The 25,573-nt window shown below is 64.4% G+C and carries 21 protein-coding genes and 4 pseudogenes; 12 read left to right on the top strand and 13 right to left on the bottom strand.

Going from position 1 to position 25,573, the window contains the following annotated elements:
* Positions 1–34 precede the first annotated feature (34 nt).
* Both JVH1_RS19170 and JVH1_RS19165 read right to left on the bottom strand, forming a co-directional pair.
* A complete protein-coding gene (locus JVH1_RS19170; protein WP_009476580.1) occupies positions 35–1,528 on the bottom strand; it encodes an aldehyde dehydrogenase family protein in 1,494 nt (497 codons plus the stop codon).
* A 165-nt stretch (positions 1,529–1,693) separates the two neighbouring features.
* Complete coding sequence (locus tag JVH1_RS19165) at positions 1,694–3,382, bottom strand: sigma-54-dependent Fis family transcriptional regulator (protein WP_009476581.1); 1,689 nt, start codon at positions 3,380–3,382, stop codon at positions 1,694–1,696.
* Between the two features lie 182 nt (positions 3,383–3,564).
* Between JVH1_RS19165 and JVH1_RS19160 the strand changes: the two are divergent.
* Both JVH1_RS19160 and JVH1_RS19155 read left to right on the top strand, forming a co-directional pair.
* Positions 3,565–4,167, top strand: a pseudogene (locus JVH1_RS19160) (hypothetical protein); the annotation flags it as partial.
* A gap of 3 nt (positions 4,168–4,170) precedes the next feature.
* Positions 4,171–4,662: a helix-turn-helix transcriptional regulator gene (locus tag JVH1_RS19155; RefSeq protein ID WP_237735214.1), complete on the top strand. Its 492-nt coding sequence runs from the start codon at positions 4,171–4,173 to the stop codon at positions 4,660–4,662.
* Here JVH1_RS19155 and JVH1_RS19150 read toward each other — a convergent pair.
* Entirely contained in the window at positions 4,620–5,873 is a 1,254-nt protein-coding gene (locus JVH1_RS19150; RefSeq protein WP_009476583.1) for an acyl-CoA dehydrogenase family protein, read from the bottom strand. The two genes, JVH1_RS19155 and JVH1_RS19150, sit on opposite strands and share 43 nt — an antisense overlap.
* Positions 5,874–6,494: 621 nt before the next feature.
* On the bottom strand, positions 6,495–6,758 hold the full coding sequence (locus JVH1_RS19145; protein ID WP_009476585.1) for a hypothetical protein: 264 nt from the start codon (positions 6,756–6,758) through the stop codon (positions 6,495–6,497).
* Positions 6,759–7,585: 827 nt separating this feature from the next.
* Here JVH1_RS19145 and JVH1_RS19140 point away from each other — a divergent pair.
* The 5 genes and pseudogenes from JVH1_RS19140 to JVH1_RS19120 all read left to right on the top strand — a co-directional run bounded on the left by JVH1_RS19140 (position 7,586) and on the right by JVH1_RS19120 (position 11,008).
* On the top strand, positions 7,586–8,266 hold the full coding sequence (locus JVH1_RS19140; RefSeq protein ID WP_157174036.1) for a transcriptional regulator: 681 nt from the start codon (positions 7,586–7,588) through the stop codon (positions 8,264–8,266).
* Positions 8,267–8,589: 323 nt separating this feature from the next.
* Positions 8,590–9,105 (top strand): antibiotic biosynthesis monooxygenase, encoded by a 516-nt coding sequence (locus JVH1_RS19135; RefSeq protein ID WP_009476588.1) that lies wholly within the window; start codon positions 8,590–8,592, stop codon positions 9,103–9,105.
* Positions 9,106–9,171: 66 nt separating this feature from the next.
* The gene (locus tag JVH1_RS19130) at positions 9,172–10,005 is read left to right on the top strand and encodes a cupin domain-containing protein (protein ID WP_009476589.1); all 834 of its coding nucleotides are present in this window, start codon (positions 9,172–9,174) and stop codon (positions 10,003–10,005) included.
* Between the two features lie 175 nt (positions 10,006–10,180).
* Positions 10,181–10,585: a hypothetical protein gene (locus JVH1_RS19125; RefSeq protein ID WP_009476590.1), complete on the top strand. Its 405-nt coding sequence runs from the start codon at positions 10,181–10,183 to the stop codon at positions 10,583–10,585.
* Positions 10,582–11,008, top strand: a pseudogene (locus JVH1_RS19120) (hypothetical protein). Before JVH1_RS19125 ends, JVH1_RS19120 begins: the two are co-directional and overlap by 4 nt.
* 51 nt (positions 11,009–11,059) lie before the next feature.
* Here the strand turns inward: JVH1_RS19120 and JVH1_RS19115 are convergent.
* Complete coding sequence (locus JVH1_RS19115) at positions 11,060–12,565, bottom strand: PLP-dependent aminotransferase family protein (RefSeq protein ID WP_009476591.1); 1,506 nt, start codon at positions 12,563–12,565, stop codon at positions 11,060–11,062.
* Positions 12,566–12,761: 196 nt separating this feature from the next.
* On the opposite strand from JVH1_RS19115, the gene JVH1_RS19110 reads away from it, so the two are divergent.
* From JVH1_RS19110 to JVH1_RS19095, 4 genes and pseudogenes are all read left to right on the top strand, one after another.
* Positions 12,762–13,277 (top strand): antibiotic biosynthesis monooxygenase, encoded by a 516-nt coding sequence (locus JVH1_RS19110; RefSeq protein ID WP_009476592.1) that lies wholly within the window; start codon positions 12,762–12,764, stop codon positions 13,275–13,277.
* A 64-nt stretch (positions 13,278–13,341) separates the two neighbouring features.
* Positions 13,342–14,187 carry a cupin domain-containing protein gene (locus JVH1_RS19105; protein WP_009476593.1) on the top strand — a complete coding sequence of 282 codons (846 nt, stop codon included), beginning with the start codon at positions 13,342–13,344 and terminating at the stop codon, positions 14,185–14,187.
* Positions 14,188–14,242: 55 nt separating this feature from the next.
* The gene (locus tag JVH1_RS19100; RefSeq protein ID WP_009476594.1) at positions 14,243–15,748 is read left to right on the top strand and encodes an aldehyde dehydrogenase family protein; all 1,506 of its coding nucleotides are present in this window, start codon (positions 14,243–14,245) and stop codon (positions 15,746–15,748) included.
* A 639-nt stretch (positions 15,749–16,387) separates the two neighbouring features.
* A pseudogene (locus JVH1_RS19095) lies at positions 16,388–17,242 on the top strand (LuxR C-terminal-related transcriptional regulator).
* Here the strand turns inward: JVH1_RS19095 and JVH1_RS19090 are convergent.
* A pseudogene (locus JVH1_RS19090) lies at positions 17,215–17,688 on the bottom strand (N-formylglutamate amidohydrolase). The pseudogenes JVH1_RS19095 and JVH1_RS19090 overlap by 28 nt on opposite strands.
* A gap of 606 nt (positions 17,689–18,294) precedes the next feature.
* Positions 18,295–19,356 (bottom strand): IS110 family transposase, encoded by a 1,062-nt coding sequence (locus JVH1_RS19085; protein WP_009480589.1) that lies wholly within the window; start codon positions 19,354–19,356, stop codon positions 18,295–18,297.
* Between the two features lie 261 nt (positions 19,357–19,617).
* Between JVH1_RS19085 and JVH1_RS19080 the strand changes: the two genes are divergently transcribed.
* Positions 19,618–19,917: a hypothetical protein gene (locus JVH1_RS19080; RefSeq protein ID WP_237735343.1), complete on the top strand. Its 300-nt coding sequence runs from the start codon at positions 19,618–19,620 to the stop codon at positions 19,915–19,917.
* A 130-nt stretch (positions 19,918–20,047) separates the two neighbouring features.
* Here JVH1_RS19080 and JVH1_RS19075 read toward each other — a convergent pair whose 3' ends face one another.
* The 6 genes from JVH1_RS19075 to JVH1_RS19050 form a co-directional block, all read right to left on the bottom strand.
* On the bottom strand, positions 20,048–20,575 hold the full coding sequence (locus JVH1_RS19075; protein ID WP_043782932.1) for a helix-turn-helix transcriptional regulator: 528 nt from the start codon (positions 20,573–20,575) through the stop codon (positions 20,048–20,050).
* Positions 20,576–21,075: 500 nt separating this feature from the next.
* Entirely contained in the window at positions 21,076–21,327 is a 252-nt protein-coding gene (locus tag JVH1_RS19070; protein WP_009480639.1) for a WhiB family transcriptional regulator, read from the bottom strand.
* Between the two features lie 95 nt (positions 21,328–21,422).
* A complete protein-coding gene (locus tag JVH1_RS19065) occupies positions 21,423–22,256 on the bottom strand; it encodes an alpha/beta fold hydrolase (protein ID WP_009480640.1) in 834 nt (277 codons plus the stop codon).
* A gap of 70 nt (positions 22,257–22,326) precedes the next feature.
* Entirely contained in the window at positions 22,327–23,241 is a 915-nt protein-coding gene (locus tag JVH1_RS19060; protein WP_009480641.1) for a catechol 2,3-dioxygenase, read from the bottom strand.
* A gap of 44 nt (positions 23,242–23,285) precedes the next feature.
* The gene (locus JVH1_RS19055) at positions 23,286–23,675 is read right to left on the bottom strand and encodes a 2Fe-2S iron-sulfur cluster-binding protein (RefSeq protein WP_063720721.1); all 390 of its coding nucleotides are present in this window, start codon (positions 23,673–23,675) and stop codon (positions 23,286–23,288) included.
* 274 nt (positions 23,676–23,949) lie between these two features.
* Positions 23,950–25,569: a 4-hydroxyphenylacetate 3-hydroxylase family protein gene (locus JVH1_RS19050; RefSeq protein ID WP_009480643.1), complete on the bottom strand. Its 1,620-nt coding sequence runs from the start codon at positions 25,567–25,569 to the stop codon at positions 23,950–23,952.
* Positions 25,570–25,573 lie beyond the last annotated feature (4 nt).

The raw sequence follows: 25,573 nt of genomic DNA, 5'->3' as shown, positions 1-25,573 counted from the left end.
CGCGGTCGGCGACGCACGGCATCTGCCCGGGTGGTTACTTCTTGAGGATCACCGTTTTGGTTTCGGTGTAGGCGTCGAGGACCGCGCCGCCGTGCTCACGTCCCCACCCGGACTGCTTGTAACCGCCGAACGGCAGGGCCGGGTCGAGGACGTGGTAGCTGTTGATCCACACGGTGCCGGCCTTGAGTTGTGCGGCGACGTTGTGGGCCTTGGACACATCCGAGGTCCAGACACCGGCGGCGAGCCCGTAGTCGGTGTCGTTCGCGGTGCGGACGATGTCGTCGACCTCGTCGAACGGAGCGACGGTGACCACCGGTCCGAAGATCTCCTCCTTGACCACTCGCATGGTCGGGGTGGTATCGACCAGGACGGTGGGTTCGACAAAGTATCCGACGTTGCCCTTGCGGCCACCACCGGTCAGTGCGGTGGCCCCCTCGGCCCTGCCGCTGTCGAGGTATCCGAGGACCGTGTCGAGTTGCTTCTGCGACACCAGAGGCCCCATCTGGCTTTCGGGGTCGAGGCTGTCGCCCACCTTCAGGGTGGAGGCGATCTTGGCGACCCCTTCGACGACTCGGTCGTAGATCTTCGATTGCACGAACAGTCGTGACCCCGCCTCGCAGGCCTCGCCCTGATTGAAGAAGATGGCCATTGCCGCACCTTCGATGGCGGCGTCGATGTCGGCGTCGTCGAAGATGATGTTGGGGGATTTGCCGCCGAGTTCGAGGGTCACCTTCTTGAGGTTGCCGCGGGCCGAGGAGATGATCTCGCGTCCCACCGCGGTGGATCCGGTGAAGGAGACCTTGTCGACTCCGGGGTGGGCGGTGAGTGCGGCGCCGACGTTCTTTCCGTCTCCCTGGACGATGTTCACCACGCCGTCGGGGAGTCCGGCGTCACGAAGGACCTCACCGAGCAGGGCGGCGCTGAGCGGGGTCTGCTCGGCGGGCTTGAGGATCACGGTGTTGCCGGTGGCGAGCGCAGGGCTCAGCTTCCACGCGGCCAGCAGCAGCGGGAAGTTCCAGGCGACGATGGCGGCGACGACGCCGACAGGTTCGCGCACGGTGTAGGCGAAGTAGTTGCCGGGAGCGGCGGTGGAGGTGACGGGGATCGTGCTGCCCTCGAGCTTGGTGGGCCAGCCCGCCATGTACCGGAACCAGTCTGCGGACAGCGGCACGTCGACCAGCCGCGCGTAGGTCAGCGGCTTTCCGTTGTCGAGTGCCTCGAGGAGGGCGAACTCTTCGACGCGTTCTTCCAGAAGGTCGCCGACCCGCCACAGGATCTTGCTGCGCTGCGCCGGGGTCATACGGCCCCACGGTCCGTCGAGGGCGCGACGCGCCGCTGCGACCGCGCGTTCGACATCTTCCTCGCCGCCGAATGCCACCTGGGCAAGGGATTCACCGTTGCTCGGGTTGAACGTGGTGAACGTTTCGCCCGACGCTGCCGGCACCGGTTTGCCGTCGATCAGGTGCAGGACCGGATTGCCCAGGAAAGCCGATACCTGGGGTGAGGGTGCCGCTGAAGTAACCGTCATTACATGCTCCTCGAACTTGTGCTTGGTCTGGCGGACTGAGCCGTCGTGGTGGTACGTGCTTGTCGGAAAGGGGTTCGTGCTTTCCTGTGCGGCGCATTTCGAGAGTTCGACGGGCCGCTACTGCCCTTGGGTGTGTAGTCGAACGGTAGTTCCGGCAGCGATGCGTCAACTGTGTAAAAAATGGACGGTGTCATCGGTGATCTTCAGCGCGCGTAGCCGGTTGTAGAGGGTGGTCCGGGTGATCCCGAGGAACTGTGCCGCCCGCGTCTTGTTGCCGTCGAAGCGGCGCAGTGCTTCGATGATCGCGTGCCGCTCAGCGTTCTCCCGGCCCGCGAGCGCGGGCACCGGTCGCACACGATAGGCAGCAGGTAGATCGACTACCTCGAGCGCACCGAATGGTCTGTTGGCGAGAGCGTGACGCAGGACCTCACGCAGTTCTGGGATGTTTCCCGGCCAGGGTTGGGCGGTCAGAACGCGGACCGCTGACGGAGCCAATCGACGTGTCCGCCCAGGCTCGAGAGCATCTATGACCGACTGCGCCAACACCGGAAATTCGTTGCGCCGCTCGCGCAACGGCTTCAGTGCGACTACTTGGCGACAGCGCCGGACCAAGGGCTGAACGTGAGCAGGCAGCCACGCCTGCGGATTTCCGGCCAGAACAATGGGCATGCTGTGGTGATCGACGCTGAGCGTGCGGGCCAGAAGATCGACCAGTTGACCGGGCAGGACATGGACATTGTCGATGACAAGTCCGCCTGCGCCCCCGTCTATTACACCTGCAAGCCGCCCGGCCCAATCGGTGGAATCCTCGACGAGGCAGTCGAGTGCGTCGATGACCGTGACCGATGTCCCGTCGAGGAGGGATCGGGCTACCGTGCTCCTGCCGCTGCCGGGTTCACCTTCGACGAACACGCTGGCGACCGCTGTGGATGTCGCTCGCTCGGCGCTCACGAGGTGACTGCGATTCGCAGGCTGGGCACCTGGCGCAGCGTGCGGGCCGGAGCGCGGTCGAAGCCAGAACACTGCGCCGTGCGATAAGTCGTGCAGTCTGTCGATCCGGGCCGTGACCATCGCGCCGGACAGCAGGAGCAGCGACTCCACTGTTGACGTCCCTCGGTGGGCGGCAGAGCGGGCGATCTCTCGCATCGTCTCGAGGTCGAGGTCTTCGGCCATCGCCACCGCGGCGTTGCTGGCCAGCATGAGGTGGTCATTGAGCGCGACAATGGCCCGGCCGGTCCTGCAGGCCTCTCGAAAGGCCCGGAACAGCCGCGAATCGGCCGGCCGCGACGTGTCGATCAATCGCTGTTCGATGTCATCGACGACCCGGGTGAGGGTGGGCGGAAACAGGGGATGGGCGTCGTCCGGGTGCACGGTGATGTTGAGAACGCCCTCGACCCTCCGGGTGAGGGGGTGCAGGATCGGCAGGCCGTAGCAGGTGAAGCCACTCAGCACGGCCGCAAAGTGCTCGGCACCGTGCACCCACATCCCGCTCCGAACTTCAGCGGGAGTGCCCAGCCCGTTGGTTCCGACATCGGATTCCTTCCACCTCGAACCTGTCACGGCGCCGGCGCGCTGGAGTGTTGTGTCGATCGTCGGCCGGTCGAACCAGCGTCCGACGATCCGACAGTCCGCATCGGCGAGAAGCAGGCTGTACGTCAGCCCCGTCAGGTCACGGGCCACGCCGTCGAGCACAGGTACGGCCGCGGTTAGCAGCTGACTCGACGACTCGAAGTCTCCGATCTGCAGTCGCTCGAGGACAATCTCGTGGGTGAGTCCGGCGATCTCCGACCGCCTCCACGACGCGGCGATCTCCGGGCGCAGCACCTTGTCGTTGACTCCGGACGAGTCCGTCATGGTTTCACTCCTTCGATCGCCGTGACATCTCGGCTCACCCGAGAGGACACTGGCCGTTCGTCGGGCCGATATGCGCCTGCGCCGGTCGTCGACCTCAAGTGGACGAATCCCTGTCGGCGTCTGTGCCCGATGTCCTGGACGGCCCCTCCACTTGACAGGGATGTCCGAGTGCGCAGAATCTGATGGCATACGTGCTGGTCCCCGGCACACTGGTCGCGCCCGGAAGAGGAGGGATACCCATGCCATACTGGTCCACCGCTGGCTTGAGCGTGCAGGATCAGGCCAGGTACTGGGGTGATGTGGTCTGTGAGGCCTTCACGCCGCTCTCCCCGCGGCGCGGGCGGACCCATATCGATCACAGTGCCACCGCCGAGGGAATACCGGGGTGGGTGCGGTCGGAACCACTGGCAAGTACGAACGGCGCCGAAATCGCCTCCTGCACCCAGCTACTGACGCACGGATCCGCGGAAGTCCGCCGCGCACCGCAGGAGGCGCTTTTCATCAATTTGCAGCTGTCCGGGACCTGCTTCGGAGAACAGGATGGCCGCCGATGCATCGTCCGTCCGGGCAGTTTCGCCATCTTCGACACCACACGTCCCTACACGCTCGAGTTCCGGGAGCCGTCGAACGAACCAAACTGGCGAGTCTTGTCCTTCCGAATTCCCCGTGATCATTGGCACTCGACGGTTCGCGTCGACGACGCGACCTCGTGCGCCATCGACACAACCGCCGGTCCGGGCCACGTTGTGGGAGCAATGATGTCAGCCCTGTGGAGCGAACAGCCGAACATGGATGACATCACGCTGAAGACGCTCGAACGGTCGTTCACCGACGTCCTCACCGCGGTAACCTCCTCCCGGATAGGAACATTCGCTACAACCGACGGTGAACGACGCGATGCGGCGTTGCGCCGGATTGTGCGGCACTACATTCGCGCCGCCGTCCCCCTCGGACGGGTCAGTGCTGAGGGAGCCGCACGGGAGGCCGCGATCTCGGTGCGAACCCTGCACCGGTTGTTCCAGGCAGTCGGCACCACGTTCTCGGCGTGTGTCCGAGACGAGCGGCTCCGAGGAGCGATGAGCGACCTCGAGGTGGCACCGGATTCGGTGATGTTGAGTGAGATCGCTACCCGCTGGGGATTTTGCGACAGCTCCCACTTGACCCGCACATTCCAGCATCATCTCGATTGCACGCCCACCCAGTACCGGGAAACTCACCGGATCGCGGCCGTGCCGTCTCAGACTGCGGTGATGCCTGCTGAGGACTCCATCGGGTCATAGTCCGCACTCTTGAGCAACGCGTGCAGCTGGCGCCGCCGAACACCCATGTTGCCTCCGTCGTAGACGGGGAAGCACAGGACGTCCTCCATGATCGCGGCGATCGGTGTCTGGTCGCCGTACGAGTTCACACCCACCACCCGCATCGTGTCATAGACCACCTGCACGGACAGCTCGGACGCGAAAACCTTGACCATGTGGCCGAGTTCTTCGCCCGCGCCATCGGTCTTGTCATAGAGATCGCAGGCCTTCCAGGTGAAGTATCTGGCCGCCTCGATCCGAGTCTTGATGTCGACGAGCATGTAACCGACATTCTGGTAGTCGATAATCGGCACCGGACCGGACCGCTTGTCGGTCTTGGCGAACTCGAATGCGTAGTCGAATGCCGCCCGCATCCGGCCGACACAGGCCGCTCCGATGAGGGACGACGTCCAGTTGAAGGTCTTCCGGGAGATCTCGATTCCGTCCCCGGGAGCTCCGATCAGGTTACCTGCGGGTACGCGAACATTGGTGAAGGTGATACGGGGAGAGATGGTCGCCCGGTGGCCCATCGTGTCGATGTATGACTCGACCTTGATGCCCGGCGCGTCGCCTGGAACGACGATCACCGCCAGCGATTCTTGTGGGGGCAGGGTGGGGTCAGTGCGACACAGGACGCTGATCAACGCAGCACCGTTGCCGTCCCAGCCGGAACCGTTGGTAGTGAAGTGCTTGTCACCGTTGATCACCCATTCGTCACCGTCCAATCGGGCGAAGGTCTGCACACCGGCCGAGGTGTCGTCGGTGTCGAAGTTGGCGCCGCCCGCGGTCTCGGTGAAGGCCCACGCTGCGAGCAGTGGTTCAGTGCCAGCGAAGGGGGGAAGGAACTGCGCCTTCTGTTCGGGGGTTCCGAAGTGGATGATCGGCTGGAGTCCCAGTCCGGTGCCGAGGAGCGCAGTCGGAACATTGATATCGACGCGCGTGAGTTCCTCAGCAGCTAAAGCGAAGTCGAGCGAGGGCATTGCCGTTCCGCCGTACTCCGCGGGCACCAGCGCCTTCAAGAAGCCGGCATCCACCATTTCCTGATAGAACGGCTTGATCGCCGCAAACCGGGCCTCGGGGGTCGGCAGAGGAGCGATCACGCCCTCGACGAGACTGAGCCGGTCGTCGGCGAACGATCGTGCCGCCTTCTGCAGACCGGCCTGTTCCGGGCTCAGATCAAAGTTGATGGCCATTGCGATCAGATCCTCCGTTGTGTGAAATGTTACGAACGTGTGAGCTCAAACACGCTCGGGCTCGACAACAATGGTGTCCCGTCGCGGATCACCATGCTTGGATCCCCGCGCCAACTTGCTTGGATGTTTGCGCCAGGCAGCGGACTGCGCTACTCGAACAGGCTCGATGAATTCTTAGGTAAGCAACTCCATGCGGTGACGGCGGGGTCTTCGCCGGCACCCGCCCGCAGGCGCCGGGGTGGGATGCGGTCGATAGCTTTTGTGCGTGGTTGCTGGCCTGATGAGATCACACCGATCGGTGGGACTGTAGGAGCATCACACGGTTTCGAGCGTCTATTCTGGGAGTGTGCCGCTGCGACCGTCGGCGGCGACGAACTCGAGGCCGAGCTGCACGCTGCGCACGCTCATCACACGAGACTTCGCCCCGCATACGTACGCACAACGTCGACGCATCGAAGTCCCGGATATCGAAGGCCCAGGTGTGTGCCCCAGCCTTCGACACCCGGGGCATCCTGAAGCAGGGAGTCTCATCGACGCGATGCCCAAGATGACGTCGGCGCGACGCCCACCGCAACCACTGCGGAAACCACTCGCACCCCATCTGGCGGGACTCTCGTACGGTTACCTGGCCTTGGACGTGTATGAAGACACGGCACCATGGAAGATGATCACGAGAAGTCCGATGATTATCAGATAGCCGCCGATGCGTAGTGTCGGTACAGCGGCGACGAAACCGCCCCAGCTCAGGGGACCCTTCAAGGCAAGCGCGGTCAGGACCAGGGCGACGAGCCCTGTCAGCGGCTCCGCAACCGACAGAAGCCGCCGCGGAAGTAGCAATGCCGCGACCGAAACGGCAACGGCGAGAATCACCAGCGCCGCGCCCACCCCAGTCACCCGAAGTACGCAGCTTGAAGTGCCGACGGGCTCTTGGCGGTTGCGGTGGCGAGGTCGGAGAAGCTCAGGTTCGCACTCGGGGTCCCGGTATCGGGTTGAGCCGGGCTGTACATCCACGGTGGTCCAATCATGCTGGCCAGCAGTAGGATTACGGCAAACGCGACGACTGCTGCACCGGGGAGGAGCTTCGTGATGGTTCGTACACTAGTGGCTAAGGCTTCTGTTGCCATTGGAGCTACTCCTTGGTTTTTTTGATCGGTGTCGCTGATGTGTGCGCCGAGCTGGCGAGAGGCATGTCCGATACCTCTCCCCGCCGAGGGACAGTGGGAAGCGCGCTTTCCGCTCGATCGGCTGAGTGCGAGAAGTCTCAATTGGAGCCGAACGCGCGGCCGCCTACACAGCCTCCTGAAGGACATCCGTTGACCACAGGCACGCAGTAGGGGGTGTTCTGCAACCCTGCCGTAGCCCTGGCCGCCCTCAAGCTGTGTTCAGGCGGGCGGGGTTTCGCTGATGAGGACCCAGAACGCCTTCACGAATTTGTTTTCGATGTCCAGGTGATGGTCACTCCCGAGGGCAGGCCAATGATGTCATGGTCGTTCCTCGCTGACGGATGATTGGGTAAATGGGATGTGCCGACGGTAGGCACCTCGGAGACGGTTTGGTGTTCTACCGGTGCCAGCTAGTTGTCGGAGAGTGCCACCCTGAAGTGGGGCCGGTTCGGTGGTGCTCTGGTCGTGACTCGCTGCGCGTCGTACTCTGCACCGCATGGCAGGCTCGGAGAACGGGGTTGTCGTCGAGACGGTGACGTCGCTGCGGTCGTGGACCGGGGTCATTCGGGAGCGTTCATCGCGCTGCAGATCGCCCAGCAGGACGCCTCGCCGTTGTCCGGGTTGGTGCGGTCACGGCAGAATCGGTCACCTGCAGGCATCGGTGGTCACCTCGACCCCGCAGACCTTCACCCGGACCCAAAATTGGCCTCGGCCGCCGACCGCGATCTTCTGGCTGTCGGACTGGTCGACCGCGGGAGTGGATACCTTGCTCAGGATGGCCGCCACTGCTTCGTGTCCGGCGGTGATCTCGCGGTCTACGACACCTCGCGGCCCTTCCCCTGGGCGATGTCGGGGGATTGGCGACTGCGGGTGTACGCGTGGCCCCGTGAGAGCATCGCGGTCAGCTCGGCGGAGTTGCAGCAGTTGACAGCCACCCCGGTGCGCACGAGTGCCGGTGTCGGGTTCTTCCTGTCTCCGATGCTTGACCGCCTGACACAGTCCGCCGCCGGCATGTCTGGGGAGGGGGCAGTCCGACTGGCATGTGAGGTCGCCGAACTGACCGTCCCGGCGAGCACTCGGTTCCCCGGCAGCACGGAACCTGACCATCAACGAGATCGGGTCCAGGTTCGGGTTCTCGACACCCGCCTACTTCAGCCCGGAGTTCACCGCGCGATACGGGTAAGCCCGCGGCGGTACCGCCTGGAGAACGGCTGGACCCGCCCGGACTGACGGCGCCCGCTCATCCGGCAGGAACCACTTCCGTTGGCCGCTGAAGATGCCCTCCCTCAGCTGTTCATACAAGCCGCGGTAGGCGCGTGCGGGTGAATCCGGCCCATCTGGGGTGTTACTGACAGATGACATACCGGTACCTCTAACTCCCTCGGAATTGGATCTGTTGGACCGGTCGGATCAGGTCAACTATAGGAACCACACACACCGTCAGTGTGAACGCGATCACAGAGCGACATCGGTGCGAGTGCTGGAGTCGACGCCCACTTCCCCGGGCGCCCCGAGAGCGCACTGTTTCGAGAAGAGAAAGGTTTCACCCCATCATGGCTATCTACCTGAGCATGCAGCGCGTGCGGTTCTCCAGCCCGGACGCGTACGAGAAGTTCAAGGTCGTCTTCGCCGACACCCGGCACCACCTGATGAAGCTGCCGGGGTTTTTGCACCTGACCTGGTGGGAGCACCCCGACGACCGGATGTGGTTCAACGAGTGCAGCTTCTGGGCGAGCAAGGAAGCGCTCTACGACTGGCACACCGACACCTATCACAAGCACGCCAAGGCGTGGGCGGCGAACGGCGCCATCATGGAGGACATCATCACCAACTTCGAGTTGGTGGGAACCCGGTTGTTGCGAATCTGTCCGTGCTGCAACGAACTTCAGGACAAGGCGTACGACCTCGGTCAGGAGCAGGCGGTGCTGCGTGAGCAGTGCCCGAACTGCGGATTCCACTTCCCGTACATGACCGAGCAGGAGTCGAGCTTCGGGGTCTTCAAGGACCTGGCCCCAGTTCCGGTCTCCACGAACCGCAAGGAGCCGGCCGCCGCACAGGTGAACGCCTGATCCCCGCAGCTTCGATGTCTCTATCCCACCGAGCCCACCGGGGCACCCACTGAAAGGGAATACGAAATGACCACATCACTCGTCCGAAAGATCGAATTCGGAAGCCGGAGCACCAACCCGGAACAGTGGACCCCGTTCGAGTGGGTCGAGCCCAAGCTCGGCCCCCAGGTCAAGGGCGAGGTCGTCATCATCCGGACCGGCAGCACCTCCGGCGCCCAGCAGGCCGGCCTGTGGCGCACCGGGGTCGGCATCGCCGGTTGCGAAGCGGACGGATCCTGTCACGTGGACTACTCCGCCCCCGACGCCGACGAGACCGTGGTGATCCTCGAGGGCGAGGCCCTCGTGACGGTTAATGCCACCGGCAAGCAGTACAAGCTCGAGCCCGGAACGATCATGAGCCACCCGAAGGGACTCGAGATCACCTGGGAAATCAAGGCACCGTTCCTGAAGAAGTTCTGGGTGCTGTGGGACAGTCCCCAGGAAGCCACCAAGGGCGACGACCTCTATGTCGGCAACATCAGCGACAACCCCGAGTCGTGGGAGCCCTACGAGTGGGTCGAGCCGCAGCACGGCTCGCAGGTCTGCGGTGAACTTTTCGCGCTGCGGTCCACCGGTTCCACCGGCACCCTGATGTGCGGCCTCTGGCGTACCGGCGTCGGGATCGCCGGCTGCGAACCCGACGGCTCCTCGACCGTCCCGTACACCGCGCCGATCGGCGACGAGACCATGCTCCTGCTCGAAGGGCAGGCGCACCTGGTCAACGAGGAAACCGGCGAGGAGTACGACTTCAAGGCCGGCGACATCATCGCGCTCCCGTCGGGTCTGAACGTCACCTGGACCTCGAAGGCCCCGTTCGTGAAGAAATTCTGGGTCATCACCAACGAGAACCTGCCAGCGTGAACACAGCTCGCTCTTGGTAGTGCCCGGACAGCCACCGGCACGCTGATCTCACGCTGATCTCGGAGAACAGCGTGGGACAGGGGTGTCGCTGCCCGTTCGGCGGATGCAAGTCATAACGGGTGGGTGCCGCGGACTCTGTGCTCGCAGCATCTACCCGTTGACGTAAGGAGAGTCGATGAGTGAGCCAGGAATTGCCAGACCTCCACTCCCGGAACGTCGGTCCTGGAACACCGTGACACTGCCGGCGAACCGGAACCTTCCGGACGACGATCAGGCGATGCTCGCTCTGGCCGTCGAATGGATTCCCCTCGGTGGACCCAAAGAGGACGATATCTGGGCGCGATTCGGGTTCGGCCTCATGCCATTCTGGCATCGAATCTGCTACCTGCTCACGCGTCCGAACTGGCTGCAACTACTCAATACCGACACCATCACAGAACTTCAAGACCAGGCCATGACCCAGTTCAATCCCCCGAGACGATTGACGTCATCCCACCAGACGCGGACTCTTCTGGAATCTGAGGTCGAACCGAATTCACACCGTGCGGAAAAGCCGTGGGTTGATGGGAGAGGACTTTGACCGTCGCGATGGCAGTGGCTACTGCGGTCACATTCGTCTGGCTGGGGATGGTGCTGGCCATTTCCTTTCTCGAGGCGCCGTTGAAGTTCCGGGCCCCCGACGTTACGTTGCGGATCGGGCTGGGGATCGGCCGCCTCGTGTTCCGGGCACTGAACATCGTCGAGTCGATACTGGCGGTGATGCTGGTCGTCGCGGTCGTTCTCGGTGAACCGCCCACCCGGATTGTGGTCGCGGCGGTCAGTGTTGTCGCAATCCTGAGTGTGCAACTCGCGGTGGTACGGCCTCGGCTTACGCGGCGCTCCGACCGCGTCCTTTCCGGCGAGGAAACGCCACGGTCGCACGCGCACTACGCCTTACATCGCGCTCGAGGTCGCAAAGATCGGCGCGCACGTGGTGACGGGTGTGTTACTGCTGACCGGATGACGCGGCCGGAGCGGCCGCAAATTTGCGACGGAGCGAAACCCACCGCGGCAGTCAGCTCAACCGGGCATGTGGTCTGTAGCCACGGAGAATTCGGTCCAAAGTGGCCACGCCGTCGCCGATGTCGCGTTCCTTGATTCCGGCGTAGCCGAGCAGAAGGGCTGGTGGCAGGTCGGCTTCGACGCAGTGCGTCGAGAGGGGCCAGAGGTGGAGGCGCTGGCGGGAGGCGAGGTCGGCGACTGCCTGGTCGTCGTGCCCTTCCGGGAGCCAGCCGACCAGGTGCAGCCCGCCGTCGGGGTCCTCGATCCGCATACGGCTACCCAGCCGGCTCTTGGCTTCGGACACCAGCAGTTGCTGCCGTTTGCCGCAGAGGACGCGCATTCTGCGCAGGTGCCTGGTGAAGTGGCCGGCCTCCATGAAGTCGGCCAACACCGCCTGGTCGAGCAGGTGGGCATGCATGTCGGTGCTCAGATGCGCTGCGGCGAAGCCGTCGACGAGCTCGGTCGGGGCGATCAGGTAGCCCAGCCGTAGCCCGGGGAACATGATCTTGCTGAAGGTGCCGACGTAGATCACCCGTCGGTGTTTGTCGATGGCCTGCAGCGCGACGAGCGGGCGGCCGCGGTACCGGAATTCGCTGTCGTAGTCGTCTTCGACGATCCAGGCGCCGGCTTGGGCGGCCCAGTCCAGCAGGGCGAGTCGGCGCTCGAGGGAAAGGGTGACCCCGAGGGGGAACTGGTACGAGGGGGTCAGGACGGCCAGCTTGGCGCTCGGTTCGCGTGCGATGCCGGCGGCCACGTCGATGCCTTTGCGGTCGACGGGCACGGGCACCAAACGCGCTCCGGCGGAAATCAGGGCCGCCTTCGCCCCGAGATAGCAGGGGTCCTCGATCCAGGCCGGGTCGCCGGGATCGAGCAGGATCCGGCCGCAGAACTCCAAGGCTTGTTGCGATCCGGAGACGATGACCACTTGGTCTGCGGTGCAGCGGATTCCGCGTGCCGGGCCGATGTAGGAGGCGATGGCCTCGCGTAGTGGGCGGTAGCCGCGTGGGTCGCTGTAGCGCATCAGGTCGTGGGTCGATTGCCGCAGCCGCGCACCGTACATCCGCGCCCATAGCTCGGCCGGGAAGCTGTCGAGGGCGGGCAGGCCGATCTGGAAGGCGGTCGCCTCGGCGGAAACGCCGGTGACCTCCGGAAGCGGCATTCTGCGGGTGTCGGCGATCGCCCTGCCGCGGTGCGAGAGCCTGCCGGAGCTGTCGTCGGCGCCGGAACCGGTCCAGGGAGCGTGATTGATGGTGAGCATCTGTTCGGGCAGGACGTCGGCGACGTAGGTGCCCGATCCGGGACGGCGGTCGAGGTAGCCCTCGGCGTCGAGCTGCTCGAACGCGGCCAGGACGGTGTTGCGGGAGATGCCCATTTCGGTGGCGAGGCGGCGGCTGGCCGGCAGCGGCGATCCCGCCTTCAGTTGGCCGCTGAGGATGCCCGCCCGCAGCTGTTCGTAGAGGCGGCGGTACGCGGGTTGGGGTGAATCCGGCCCGTCTGGGGTGTTACTGGCGGGTGACAAATCGGTACCTCTATCTCCCTCGGAATTGGATCTGTTGGACCGCTCGGATCAGGTCAACTATAGGAACCACACACGATAAGTGTGAACGCAGTCACAGAGCGAAGAGCGACGTCAGTGCGAGCGCTGGAGTCGACGCCACAGCCCCGGGGCGCCCCGAGAACGCACTGTATCCAGATAAGAGAGGTTTCACCCCATCATGGCTATCTACCTGAGCATGCAGCGTGTGCGGTTCTCCAGCCCGGACGCGTACGAGAAGTTCAAGGTGGTCTTCGCCGACACCCGGCATCACCTGATGAAGCTGCCCGGCTTCTTGCACCTGACCTGGTGGGAGCACCCCGACGACCGCATGTGGTTCAACGAGTGCAGCTTCTGGGCGAGCAAGGAAGCCCTCTACGACTGGCACAGCGACACCTATCACAAGCACGCGAAGGCGTGGGCGGCGAACGGTGCCATCATGGAGGACATCATCACCAATTTCGAGTTGGTGGGAACCCGGTTGTTGCGAATCTGTCCGTGCTGCAACGAACTTCAGGACAAGGTTTACGACCTCGGGCAGGAGCAGGCGGTGCTGCGTGAGCAGTGCCCGAACTGCGGATTCCACTTCCCGTACATGACCGAGCAGGAATCGAGCTTCGGCGTCTTCAAGGACCTGGCTCCAGGTCCGGTCTCCACCAACGGCAAGGAACCGGCCGCCGCACAGGCACACAACTGATCCTCACCTCAGCGATGTTTCACCCCCACCCTGCCCACCGAGCACCCACTGAAGGAGAACAGGAATGACGACACAAGAAACCACCACGGGCCGTGTCTACGGCGGCTCGGCCGACCCGGCCAAGCACGAGTGGGAGCCCTTCGAGTGGGAGGAGCCCGCACTCGGGAGGACCGACGTGCAGGGCGAGATCGCCGTCTTCCGCCCGGACGGGACGAGCGGCAACCTGCTCGCCGGTTTCTGGCGGTATCACGCCGGAGCACAGGGAGCTAGTTCAGACGGTTCCGGCTCGATCGTGTGGTCATCTCCCCTCGGTGACGAGTGCGCGGTCGTCCTGGAGGGCTCCGCGACCATCACCGTCAAGGCGACGGGCAAGCAGTATGAGGTCGGTCCCGGCTCGATCATCTACGAGCCCAAGGGCCTCGAACAGATCTGGGACGTCAAGGGCCCCTACTTCAAGAAGTTCTGGGTCATCTTCGACGGCCCCAATCCGACGGGCGCCAAGAGCGACGACCTGATCATCGCGAACGTCAACGACAACCCGGAAACCTGGACCCCGTACGACTTCACCGAACCCCTCGAAGGTGACCTGACCAAGGGCGAGCTGGTCATCCTCCGCCCGGAGGGCAGCAGCGGCACCGTGCTCTCGGGGCTGTGGCGCTCGGGCAAGGGCATCGCCGGCAGCGAACCGGACGGAACGCTGGTCACGCCCTACACCGGAACCCTCGGGGACGAGACGATCCTGCTGCTCGAGGGCGAGGTCCACGTCCGCAACGACGAGACGAACGAGGAATGGGACTTCAAGGCCGGTGACCTGATCGCACTGCCGTCCGGCGTGCACGTCACCTGGACCTCGAAGGGCCCGTTCGTGAAGAAGTTCTGGGTCATCACCAAAGCGGACCTGCCCGCGTAACAGCTGTCGCTGCGCGGATCTCAGAGCACACAACCATCTTGCAGAGAGTAGGGAAATGACCTCCACCATCAACCCCACCGCGGGACTGTCTCCCACGGTGGCCGACTTCCTCAGCCGACCGATCGAGCACCTGATCGACGGCTCGAACGTGGCCTCGGCCACGGGCGAAACGTTCGCCACGGTCAACCCCTCCAACGGCGCCGCGCTGACGCAGGTCACCCGGGGATCATCGGAGGATGTGGACCGGGCCGTCGCCGCCGCGCGTAGGGCCCTCGACGGCCCATGGGGTCGGCTGACGGCTTCCGCACGCAGCAAAATCCTCTGGCGGGTCGCCGATCTCATCGAAGACAAGCTCGAGCAGTTCGCGATCCTCGAGGCCATCGACAGCGGCAAGCCCGTCACCTACGCCCAGTTGGTCGACGTCCCGCTGGCCATCGACTGGTTCCGCTACTTCGCGGGCTGGCCTACCAAGCTCGAGGGCACCACCATCCCCGTCTCGGCGGTCGCGACGCCGGGGGACTACTTCGCCTACACCGTGCGCGAGCCGGTCGGTGTGGTCGGGGCGATCATCGCGTGGAACTTCCCGCTGCTGCTCGCCGCCTGGAAGCTCGCGCCGGCTCTGGCCGCCGGGAACACCGTCGTCCTCAAGCCGGCCGAGCAGACCCCGCTCAGCGCGGCCCTTCTCGGTGACGTGCTGCGGGAAGCCGGTGTTCCCGAGGGGGTGGTGAACATCGTGCACGGTTACGGTGACCAGGTCGGTGCGGCATTGACCGGGCATCCCGGGGTCGACAAGATCTCGTTCACCGGATCCACCGAGGTCGGCCGGCAGATCATCGCCTCGGCCCGCGGGAACCTGAAGAAAGTCACCCTCGAACTCGGCGGCAAGTCCCCGAACGTGATCTTCGCCGACGCGGACATCGACGCCGCGATCGCCGGGGCGGCGAATGCGATCTTCTTCAACCAGGGCGAAGCGTGTGAGGCGGGTTCCCGGCTGTTCGTGCAGTCGTCGGTGTACGACCGGGTGGTCACCGGTATCGCCGAGGCCGCCGCGCAAATCAAGGTCGGGGACAGCCTGGCCGCGGATACTCAGCTCGGACCGTTGGTCTCCCAGCAGCAGCTCGACCGCGTGCTCGGATACCTCGACAGCGGTCGCGCCGAGGGGGCCACCGCCGTCGCCGGCGGTACCCGCAAGGGCGACGTGGGATATTTCGTCGAGCCGACCGTTCTCGTCGATACCAAGCCCACCATGCGCGTGGTCAAGGAAGAGATCTTCGGGCCCGTCGTCACCGTCGCACCGTTCGACGACGTCGACGAGTTGGTTCACGCCGCCAACGACACCAACTACGGACTCGCCGCCGCGGTGTGGACCTCGGATGTAGCCAAGGCCCACAACCTGGCCGCGAAGTTCCGGGCCGGCACCGTGTGGATCAACAGCTACCACATCCTCGACCCCGCACTGCCGTTCGGCGGCTACAAGCAGTCCGGCTGGGGCCGCGAACACGGCTCGTCTGCCCTCGACGGATACACCGAAACCAAAACCGTGATCCTCAAGAAGGGATAGCAGTCCACCGCGGAGGCCGGGGCGTCACCACCCGCCCCGGCCTCCGCGCGCCACCCTGCACCGACAACGACATGCACCGATCAGACACAAGCAGCCATACCGTCCCCGGAGTGCGGCAGCTGACCCCTCGACCCCAGCCGCCAGGGGTGTCGATCTCTCGGGACGACGATCACATGCTCGTCAACCTTGCGGTCACCTGGCTCCCTACGGCGGACCTCCGCATGAAGAAATCTGGATCCGCTTCGGCCTCAACCCCAACCAGTACTGGAGCCGCCTCTGCTACCTTCTCGCGCCGGGTTCATGGCGTCGGCAGCTCGGAATAGAAACGGGCCAACGCCGAACACTCGCCCTTGGGCATCTTCACCCCCGAGCCAGAGGACCCGCCCTACGCCGACGACATGACAGCGCCGATCGGACACGCACACTCTCGATTGGCGGGCGAGGGGGCGAGGCTGGGTGAGCCCGCGATCCTGACTCTGATCTCGCGCTGATGGAGTCCATGGCCGTCGCTCGGCACGCGACACGGGTGCGACCAATCCTCCAGTCATCCAACAAAAGGGTGAAACCACTGTGGCGGCTACCGCATTCGCACTTCTGCGTCCCTGAGACGGAGATGCCCTCCGCGGCGAGTTACGCACCATCGCCGCATGCGGCGCCGCGCCCGTCGTCTTCGCCGGCGAGATCCAAGACGACGTACTGCAGTGAGCGCATTCGTGGGAACCCGCACCACCGGGTTGAAGGGATTGTCGATCTAGCCGCACTCGGGCCTCGGAGGACGCGCAGTCGCCCACCGCGCCCCGATGTCGGTGCACGACTATAGACGCTCGGCCACCATCACTTACCACTACGACCGGCCCGTTCTCACCGAAGGCCTGCGTTCGGTCCTCGCGGTTCCGGTGGTGGTCGGCCGCAAGGCGCGGGCGGTCCTCTACGCCGCGAACCGTGAATGCGCGCCGATCGGTGCTCGCACCGCCAACCTCGTCGTCACAGCGTCCCGCCGACTGGGCACCGAGATCCTCGTTCGCGACGAGGTCGATCGGAGACTCCAGATGCTCGCCACGATCGAACCGGCCGGCGCGGACGGCGCAACCACCGAGGAGCTCCGAGACATCCACGCCGCCCTGCGAGCGGTGCAACACATCGCCGACACGACCGTGCGGTCGCGGCTGCACGGAGTTGTCCGAGCGGATCGCAACCCTGCACCGGCCGAACAACGCCAACGCCACGAGGCTGGACCGCGGCGTGCGCCTGGCAACCCGCGAGATCGACGTTCTCTCGCACGTCGCGCTTGGCTGCACCAACAGCAAAATCGCCCAAAGACTTTCCGTGGGACCCGAAACCGTGAAGAGCTATCTGCGCGCTGCGATGAACAAGCTCGAGGCCCGCTCACGTCAGGAAGCACTTGTCACTGCACGCAAGCTCAGGCTACTGCCATGCAGCAACCGTTGTTGTCATCCGGCCGCAACCTACCCGGTGCGGGCAGATAGTAGGTAGTGCGGGCAGGTGACCACCTGCCGAGGGAACGGGAATCGCCTGGCGGTCGGTGTCGAGGTAGAGGCGGTATACGAGCTGCCCGCGTCGATGGGTGCCAGTGCCTGGGTCGACGGCGCCGAGGAAGTATCCGTGCGCGTTATCGACGGTCGAGAAGAAGATCGCCCGCGCCTACTCGGCGGGCTCCGCCGGCGGCAGATACCGCGGCACGCCCGTCTGCGCGTCGACGATGTGCACGATAACCGTGACGGCGAACCCGGTCGCCGCGGGAAACCACTCCTCGGCCACAACGTCGAACGGTGCGACGGACGTGTGAATCAGCAGGTCGATGTCCGTTCCGGTGCATGCCGCCGCTGTGATGATGTGGGATCCGCCGAAGCGTCCGGTACGGCCAGGTTCGGCAGCGCCCGGTGGCCGTCGGCGCGGATGCGGCCGGGATCAGCGGACATGGGGCAAGGGTACGGGCCGCCGATACGCGGCCCACGGGATGACGGCGATAAGTCCGACCGGCGACCGATCCGGCAGAATGGGATGTTGACCTGCAGTGATGACAGGTCCCCTAACGGAAGGACTGGGCCGGTGATTGTGGGTGATCGCGTCACGGTGCATACCGACGCGACCTCGGAGTTCGTCATCGTAAGCATCGTCAGCAAGGCCCCAGCCAGAACCCGGCAAGCGCTGACGTCCCCGGTAGTCTCGAACGTGCCCGAGGGCAACGCCGTGGTGATCACTGGCTTCGAACGGTTCCGCGCCCTGCCTTCGGGACGGCGACCAGAGCTACCGAACAAACTATGCCGAGCGTTGCTCGGGATCCTCGACGCACAGGCGTGCCCATCGCGCCTGCGCGCGGGCGAGGGCAAGGTCCCGGACGATGTCTTTGGGATCCGTGACAGGCGCCGGGGGCGAATAGGACTGAGCGCCGCGACGAACGCGTCAAGGGGCACGGTTGGCATAGTCGGAAGTCCTACGATGAGGGTAGTAGTGCGGACATGTCATGGGATGGCTCCGGCGACGGGAAATCGATCAGCAGCCGTTGTGGGGTGCCTCTCTGTTTGTCAAGCGGCCCTTGCGGAGTGATTGTTCTCTGGTTGAAGACGACGCTTTTCGTCGGACAGCATGATGCGCCAGACGTGATCGGACAGGTGACGTTTGAGGGCGCGCCTGGCCGCTGCCGGCTTCTTGCCCTCGGCGATTTTCTTCTCGAAATAGTTGCGCCCGGCGCTGGCGCGCATCCGGATCTGAACCACAGCGACGGTGTAGAGCGCGCTGTTGAGCTGCCGGTCGCCGTAGCGTGAGAGTCGGTGCCGGTCGGTGTCGGCGCTGGCGATCTGGACCGGTGCCGAGCCGTTGTAGTTCGCATAGGCCGCCGCGGTCGGGAAACGATCTGGCCGACCGGTGCGGCCGATCAGCCGGGCCGCGGTCACCGCACCGATTCCGTCGACCTCGCGCAGGCGGGTGCCGTGCTCGTCGAGGGTCTCGGCCATCTGCTTCTCGTTCGCCGCGAGCTGGTCGTCGAGGCGTCGGATGTCCGCGATGAGATCTCGACACAGCCCGACCCGCATCCAGTCGACAGGGCTCTTGGCGCGGAAGCTTCGTAACAGGGCGGCTGCCGCAGAGGCGGTGAGCGAGGTCGGGGCACCCCCGGCAAGCAGCTGCCGCAGTAGCGCATGCAGCTGATTCATGTTGCGGGTTCTACTGTTGGACAGATTTGTTCGTCGCTCGTCGAGTAGTCCGAGAATCTCGGCGGGACCCTCCGGGTCGACCGGGCGGGCGTCGCCCTGCAGCGCGGCCACACACGCCGCCGCGGCTGCGTCGATGCGGTCGTTCTTGCGGCGGCCGCCGCGGGAGAGTTCCCGCACCCGGGCGGTGGCGGTGGTCGGAACGTCGAGGGTAACCTCCCCGAGGACGAGCAGCCACTGCGCAAGGTGATGTCCGAGGCCGTAGGCATTCTCGACCGCCCACTGGCGTTGCGGCCAGGACTTGGCCCAGGCAATCAGCGTCTTGTAGCCGGTGAGGGTGGCGTCGATGCGGATCGAGCCGAGGTCGGTGTTGGTGGCCGGGTCGACCGCGGTTGCGGTGTGGGTGGACTTGTGCGGGTCGATACCGATGACGATCATGGAAGACGGTTCCCTTCTCTGTCAGGATGGGATCCGCGGAGGACAATCCGACTTCAAGTACCTCTCACAGCAGCTTGGGGTCACGCCTCTCTTCAGTCACTCCGCGAACGCAGACCGGGAGGGTTGGACACACCCCACAAGGGTCAACCCACCGTGCGGGTGACAGGAGCTTCTCGAGTCAGCCCTTCCGGTCTGCTACGGGACGCTACGGGTAGCTGACCCGATCACGAACCGCTGACACTCATACAAGTCGGAGCTTCGATGTCGTCGGAGCTGGCGCGACGAACAGAACTTGAGGATCAGATCCTTCACTTCGGGGGGATACCTGCGAATGCGATTGCTGCAGGCGTGATCGTAGAGGCGATCTTCGTATTCACGCTTGGAGATTCCGAAGGTAACCAGGATGTCTTCCTCAGGTCCTCCACCGAATGCGGACCAACGTCGGAAGAATTGAACCATGAAGTCATCTTCACGAGAGCTTGTGAGATGTTCCTCGACTCTGTTCGTCATTGTTGTCCCTATCCCGACAGCCACGGCCCCGACGGCGTGAGCTGTGAATGACCTCGGTCTCCACCAACGGACCGGCTGGAAAGGACAATATGACCGTCAGCTACGCGGGCGCATTGCGTTGAGAGATAACTAGGGTGCGATGTTTCCTCGCTCGAGGATGAGGACTGCGACACATGTGGAGTTACCGTTTTCCGGCGGCTACCCACGCTGCAATCTGGGTACGTGAGGTGAAACCCAGTTTCGTGAGGATGTGCTCCACGTGCCCCTGCGCTGTCCGATTGGAGATGACCAGCCTCGTTGCGATCGCCTTGTTGGTCAGTCCGTCCGCTACGAGTTCGGCGACTTGGTGTTCACGTTTGGTCAGGTGGTAGTTGTCCGAATCGGCGTGCGCCGGCTTTGCCGGAGTGTCTTCGCCGAGTGCGAAGGCCACGGCCTCGGCCAGCGTCATGTGGCGTCCGGAGTGAAAGGCGTCGTCGTAGCGTTTGCGGCTCAGCGCGTTATGTGCCTGGCGTGCACAGTGTTCGTGATGAATGTGGAGACCGGGAATGTGCACTGGTGTGCTGCCCGCGCTCTCCCACAGTCCTTCGGCCGCCCCCATCAGCTGCGCGGCGTGTTCGGCCCGGTCGGCCTTCGCAGCGATCCATGCCAGCGCTTCCAAGCACCAGGCAGCGCTGACCGCGGTTGACGAAGTCAGCTGGGGCAGGGTCACGGGCTTAATTGCGCGCAATCGGGTCGCTCGGCCATCGGCTAGGGAAGGGATCGGCTACGCCGATGTCGGTGACTGACTCTGCCTCGAAGTGGTCGGCTCGAACACCTCCACGGGTCGATACACATCTGCGCCCAGCGCATCGCGGCCCGTGCGTACGCGATTTCCCAGATTATCCGGCGGGGCGTGACCCCCCACTGGCCTCGGTGCAAGAGGCTGAGCACTGCGATCAGGGCGTGGAGGAAGAGCGTGGGCATGCGTGTCTCCTGCAGGTGACGTCGATAAGGGTGGTGCGGGCGGGCCCAGGTAAGCGTCTGGGTGTCACCGTCGGTGGCGTGCTTGATCCGGCCAAGACAAGGGGGTCGGGCCGAGATCTGGCCTTGAGGGCGTGCGGTGCCGGTCGTGTCCGTGCCGAGTTCCAACTCGAACTCCACCGTGCTGATCCCGATGCCGGCGAGCTATCGCACACGGAAGCGATGCTTCATCGAAGTGCGGCTATGCGGTCAGTACCTCGACCGTCGTTCGGTGGCAGAGAGTCCGCCCCATATACCGTGTTGCTCTGATTTTTCGAATGCGTAGGTTCGGCATTCCTCTGCGACTGTGCAGCGCGCGCAGAGCTGTTTGGCTTCGCGTTCACGCTTCGACCGCTGGTGCGGAGATTCTCTGTCCTGTGGGAAGAACAACTCGGTTCCCATCCTGCGGCATCGGGAGTTTCGCTGCCATTCGAGTTCGTGGCCGAACAGGTCGTCGTTCATGCTGGCTGGGGGCGTACCTTCTGATGGCGAGGTCCGCGGCCGTCGTGCTGAACCGCGACGGCCGCGGACACCTTCATCGTTGTCGTATTCTGCGGCTACTCGGACAGAAAGTCCGCGACCATGCTGTTGAACCGGGCCGAGTGCTCGATCTGGACCCAGTGACCGCAGCGTCCGAACACGTGCAGCTGCGAGCGGCCGATGAGTTCGAGCAGCCGCAGCGAGTTGGACAACGGTATGACCTGATCGTCGCGGCCGTGCACGATGAGAGTGTCGTTCGTCAGGCCGGCGATCAGTGTCTCGTCGACGGCCATCTCGTCGACACCTTGCTGGCGCGGTGCCGGGAACATCGCACTGAATGCCTCTTGAACGCCTGGTCGGGTCGCTGCCGCCAGTCGAAGCTCGGCGAGCTCATCGTTGACCAGCGAGCGGTCGTAGGCGAAGACATCCAACAGCTTGCGCATAGCCGGAAGGGAGGGCTCGAAACCCCAGACTGCGTCGAGACCGTCGGTGATCTCGAAGGGCACCCCGACGCTACCCATCAGCACAAGCCGGTCGACACGCTCGGGGTGCTTGGTCGCGATGTTCAGGGCGAGTGATCCGCCGAAGCTGTTGCCCACGATGGAGACTTTGTCGAGGCCGAGAGCATCGAGCAGGCCCACAAGATGATGGGTCCAGGTGGTCGAGTTGTATTCGACGCCGTCCGGGCGTTCGGTGTATCCGAACCCGAGGATGTCCGGTGCGATGACGCGGAACTTTTCGGCGAGGTGGGGGATCGTTGTGCGCCAGTTCGCCCACGCGGTGACGCCGGGACCCGACCCGTGGATAAGGACGACGGGGGCACCTTCTCCCACATCGTGATAGTTGGTAGCGACACCGTTGACGTCGATGGTCTTCGCGATTTCGGGTGATTGGTCGGTTGTGGTGGTCATTGGTTTACTCCGTGACGGTGCAATCGTTGTGGACTTCCGGTCGCGGGCGTCGGCGTGTGTGGCCGGTGCCTTAGGTGACGACGGTGAGGAAGTTCTGGTCCAGTTCCCGATGGGTGAAGTTGATGCCGCGGGCGGCCTGATCCATGGTCCAGGTGATGGTGCGGAAGTCCTTGCCCGTGCGGTACCCGCCGGAGAAGACTTCGTTACGGTTGCCGGCGGGATCGAAGAAGTAGATCGTCTCGCCGCGGGTGATTCCGTGACGCGCCGGACCGAAATCGATCGGCACGTCCTCCATGGAGAAAACGTCTCCGGCATGGAGTAACGCCGACCAGTCCGCGATGTGATAAGCGAAGTGGTGCAGTTTGCCGTTCTCGCCTTGGACGAAGGCGACGTCGTGTGGCTGCTCGCCGCAGAACATCCACGAGCCGACGAGTTCGTTGTTGTCCTCGCCGCCGACGAGGCGTTCGGCGGCCTGGAAGTCGAGCGCCTCGGTGAAGAAGCGTTCCAGCAGTGTGGGGTCTTCGGTGGTGATGAGGGTGTGGTCGAGGCGCGGCACTCCGATGCCGCGGGTTCCGCCGCGCGGCCACGGGTCCGGGTTCCATACCCCTGTTGCGGTGCCGACGTACTCGATGTCGCTGTAGAGCTCGAGGGTGTGTTCGGACGGCAGAGTCACGCGAAGGCCGTCGCCGACGGATTGATTGTCGCCCTTGCTCATCCGTTCGCAAGTGGCGCCGAACGCACGAACCCGGGTTTCGATCTCGGCGAGCGCGTCCTCGTCGGAGACCTTGTAGCCGAGTTTGATCAGTCCGACGCCGCCTTCGTTGAGGACGACGGAGTGGTGGTCTGCTTCGTCCCAGGACTTGAGGTAGACGGTGCCGTCCTCTTCGTGGACGGCGTCCATGCCGAGGGTGTTGATGTAGTGGTTCTTGGCCTCGGCGAGGTCGGTGACGTTGATGTGGACATAGCCCAGTCGCAGCACGGACATGGTGGGTACCTTCCTGTGGTGTGATGTGTCTTCGCGGCCACGGTCTACGTGGAGCGTTGTCGGGACCGGCCGAACCCTGCGAGGACATCGACGAGACGGTCCCGTTCTCCGAGTTCGATGGTCACGTCTGATTGAGGAAAGGCCCGGCAGGGGAGGCACTTTTGCTGACCGGGCTCGCGGTCGGGACCGTCGACGACCGATTCGCTCACTGGCGTGCGGTAGACGACTTGCCCGTCGACGAGTGTGGCTCGGCAGGCTCCGCACCCGCCTCGCCTGCATTTGTACCGGGATCGGTAGCCCTGCCGGCGCAGCGCATCGACGATCGATTCGTCTGTGCCGACACTGATGCGGATACCGTTGGGAAGCACGGTGACCTGATAATCGCGCGGTGGTGGCAGTGAATCCGATGTGTGAGCGAGCGACGGGTCGGTCATTGTTCCTCCGCACTGCTGCATTGCTCTCCCAGCGGAGGACGAACCCCGCAATTGCTGCGTGCATCGGGGTGCAGTGCGCCTTGACCAGTGCCTTCGCCTTGTGGGTCGGGTCGTCGCCGGTCATGGAAGCACGTCCATCGCTAGGACTGATGTGGGGATTGGGGGGACTGGTGGCGGACTTTCTTGGACGAGACCCAGCCCGTTCGCCGTCGAGAAAGCTCGCCACCCGGCGACGCTCCGCTGTCGTCGGGCGTCTCTCATTACTCGGCTGGTGCTACTTGCGGCCGAAGTACGAGACGTCGTCGTTGCCGATGAGGTCCGGGACAGTCCAGCCGTCGAGGTTGTACTCGCTCATGAACTGTTCTGCCAGACCCCTCATACCCGACACCACCCCGGTCGCCTGCGCACCGAACAGCAACTCGGCCTTGACGTTTTCGTGGTTGCCAGAGTAGTTGCGCTCGTACAGTTCGTGGCGCCCACCGAACTCGCTGCCGATCGAATCCCACAGCGCTTTCATGACCTTCACGCGGTCGACCGCGGTGATGCCGTCGGAGCCACGCACGTACTTGTCGAGGTACGGGCGGATTTCCGTCGACTTGAAGTCGGCCGCCGAGGACGGGAGATAGATCAGCCCGGACGCGACGTCCTGCTCGATGATCTCCTTGATCCGGGGGTAGCCCTGCATCATGAACATGCGGTAGGTCAGGCCGTATTCGAGCTTGGGGATGACGGTGTCGCCGATCCACTGTTCCGGGTCGCGTGCCATCGATTCGGTCAGCGACCAGAACAGGTTCCGCCAGCCGATGACCTCGCCGACGCGGGTCTGCACGCCGCGGAAGCCGCCGGCTCCGGTGCAGTCGAGGGCCTTCATGAGCAGGCCGGCGATGAAGTCGAGTTTGACCGCGAGCCGGGTGCAGCCCTGCAGCATCGCGCGGGGAAGGAACCCGGATTGCGGGAAGAAGGTGTTGATCTTGTCAACGGCCCCGTACATGAAGACGTTCTCCCAGGGCACCAGGACCTTGTCGAAGACGAGGATGGCGTCGTTCTCGTCGAACCGGCTCGACAGCGGGTAGTCGAACGGGGTCCCGGTGATCGCCGCGTTCTGCGCGTAGGACGCACGGGAGATCAGCTTCACCCCGGGTGCCCCCATCGGGACCGTGCAGATGAGAGCGAATTCCTTTTTCTTGATCGGCAGGCCGTAGTGGGCGATGAAGTTGTAGTTGGTGATCGCCGACCCGGTCGCCACCACCTTCGCACCGGAGACGATCAGGCCCGAGTCGGTTTCCTTCTCCACCTTCATGAACACGTCACCGACCTCGTCGGGCGGAAGCTGACGGTCGACTGGCGGGTTGATGATCGCGTGGTTCCAGTACAGGACCTTCTCCTGCGATTCGCGGTACCAGCGTTCGGCGTTGGCCTCGAACGGGGAGTACAGCTCCTTGTTCGCGTGCAGGGTGCCAAGGAAGGAGGCCTTGTAGTCGGGGCTGCGGCCCATCCAGCCGTACGTCATCCGCGCCCAGGTGGCGATCGCGTCGCGGTCGGCGAGCACGTCTTCGGTGGACTTGGCGGTCCGGAAGAACGGCATCGTCACGCCACCGTTGCCGGTATCGGTGGGTGTGGTGAGGGTGTCGACGTGATCGCCGGTGTGCAGGCTGTCGTAGAGGCGCGCGATCATGCGAACCGAGTTGCGGAACGCGGGGTGGTTGGTGTGGTCCTTGACCCGCTCGCCGTGCAACCAGATCTCACGGTCGTCGCTGATGGACTCGATGTACTCGTCGCCGGTCATCGGTTTCGTGGCGTAGATCTGGGGCTGGTTCGCGGCGGCGTTCGCGGCCGGATTAACCTGCGTCGGTTCGGTTCCGGCCGCGTCGGTGGCGGGGTCGGTGACGGTCATCGGT

Source organism: Rhodococcus sp. JVH1, assembly GCF_000280725.2.
In the GTDB taxonomy this organism is placed as follows: Bacteria; Actinomycetota; Actinomycetes; order Mycobacteriales; family Mycobacteriaceae; genus Rhodococcus_F; species Rhodococcus_F jostii_A.
This window is presented reverse-complemented; position numbering and strand designations above follow the sequence as displayed.

What these genes read in the sequence shown, in the direction of transcription:
- JVH1_RS19155 (WP_237735214.1), top strand. Translation starts at nt 4,171, where the DNA reads ATGGATGACATCACGCTGAAGACGCTCGAACGGTCGTTCACCGACGTC.
- JVH1_RS19135 (WP_009476588.1), top strand. Translation starts at nt 8,590, where the DNA reads ATGGCTATCTACCTGAGCATGCAGCGCGTGCGGTTCTCCAGCCCGGAC.
- JVH1_RS19105 (WP_009476593.1), top strand. Translation starts at nt 13,342, where the DNA reads ATGACGACACAAGAAACCACCACGGGCCGTGTCTACGGCGGCTCGGCC.
- JVH1_RS19110 (WP_009476592.1), top strand. Translation starts at nt 12,762, where the DNA reads ATGGCTATCTACCTGAGCATGCAGCGTGTGCGGTTCTCCAGCCCGGAC.
- JVH1_RS19085 (WP_009480589.1), bottom strand. Translation starts at nt 19,356, where the DNA reads ATGATCGTCATCGGTATCGACCCGCACAAGTCCACCCACACCGCAACC.
- JVH1_RS19170 (WP_009476580.1), bottom strand. Translation starts at nt 1,528, where the DNA reads ATGACGGTTACTTCAGCGGCACCCTCACCCCAGGTATCGGCTTTCCTG.
- JVH1_RS19065 (WP_009480640.1), bottom strand. Translation starts at nt 22,256, where the DNA reads ATGACCACCACAACCGACCAATCACCCGAAATCGCGAAGACCATCGAC.
- JVH1_RS19050 (WP_009480643.1), bottom strand. Translation starts at nt 25,569, where the DNA reads ATGACCGTCACCGACCCCGCCACCGACGCGGCCGGAACCGAACCGACG.
- JVH1_RS19080 (WP_237735343.1), top strand. Translation starts at nt 19,618, where the DNA reads ATGTCGTCGGAGCTGGCGCGACGAACAGAACTTGAGGATCAGATCCTT.
- JVH1_RS19060 (WP_009480641.1), bottom strand. Translation starts at nt 23,241, where the DNA reads ATGTCCGTGCTGCGACTGGGCTATGTCCACATCAACGTCACCGACCTC.
- JVH1_RS19055 (WP_063720721.1), bottom strand. Translation starts at nt 23,675, where the DNA reads ATGACCGACCCGTCGCTCGCTCACACATCGGATTCACTGCCACCACCG.
- JVH1_RS19100 (WP_009476594.1), top strand. Translation starts at nt 14,243, where the DNA reads ATGACCTCCACCATCAACCCCACCGCGGGACTGTCTCCCACGGTGGCC.
- JVH1_RS19165 (WP_009476581.1), bottom strand. Translation starts at nt 3,382, where the DNA reads ATGACGGACTCGTCCGGAGTCAACGACAAGGTGCTGCGCCCGGAGATC.
- JVH1_RS19130 (WP_009476589.1), top strand. Translation starts at nt 9,172, where the DNA reads ATGACCACATCACTCGTCCGAAAGATCGAATTCGGAAGCCGGAGCACC.
- JVH1_RS19125 (WP_009476590.1), top strand. Translation starts at nt 10,181, where the DNA reads ATGAGTGAGCCAGGAATTGCCAGACCTCCACTCCCGGAACGTCGGTCC.
- JVH1_RS19150 (WP_009476583.1), bottom strand. Translation starts at nt 5,873, where the DNA reads ATGGCCATCAACTTTGATCTGAGCCCGGAACAGGCCGGTCTGCAGAAG.
- JVH1_RS19070 (WP_009480639.1), bottom strand. Translation starts at nt 21,327, where the DNA reads ATGAACGACGACCTGTTCGGCCACGAACTCGAATGGCAGCGAAACTCC.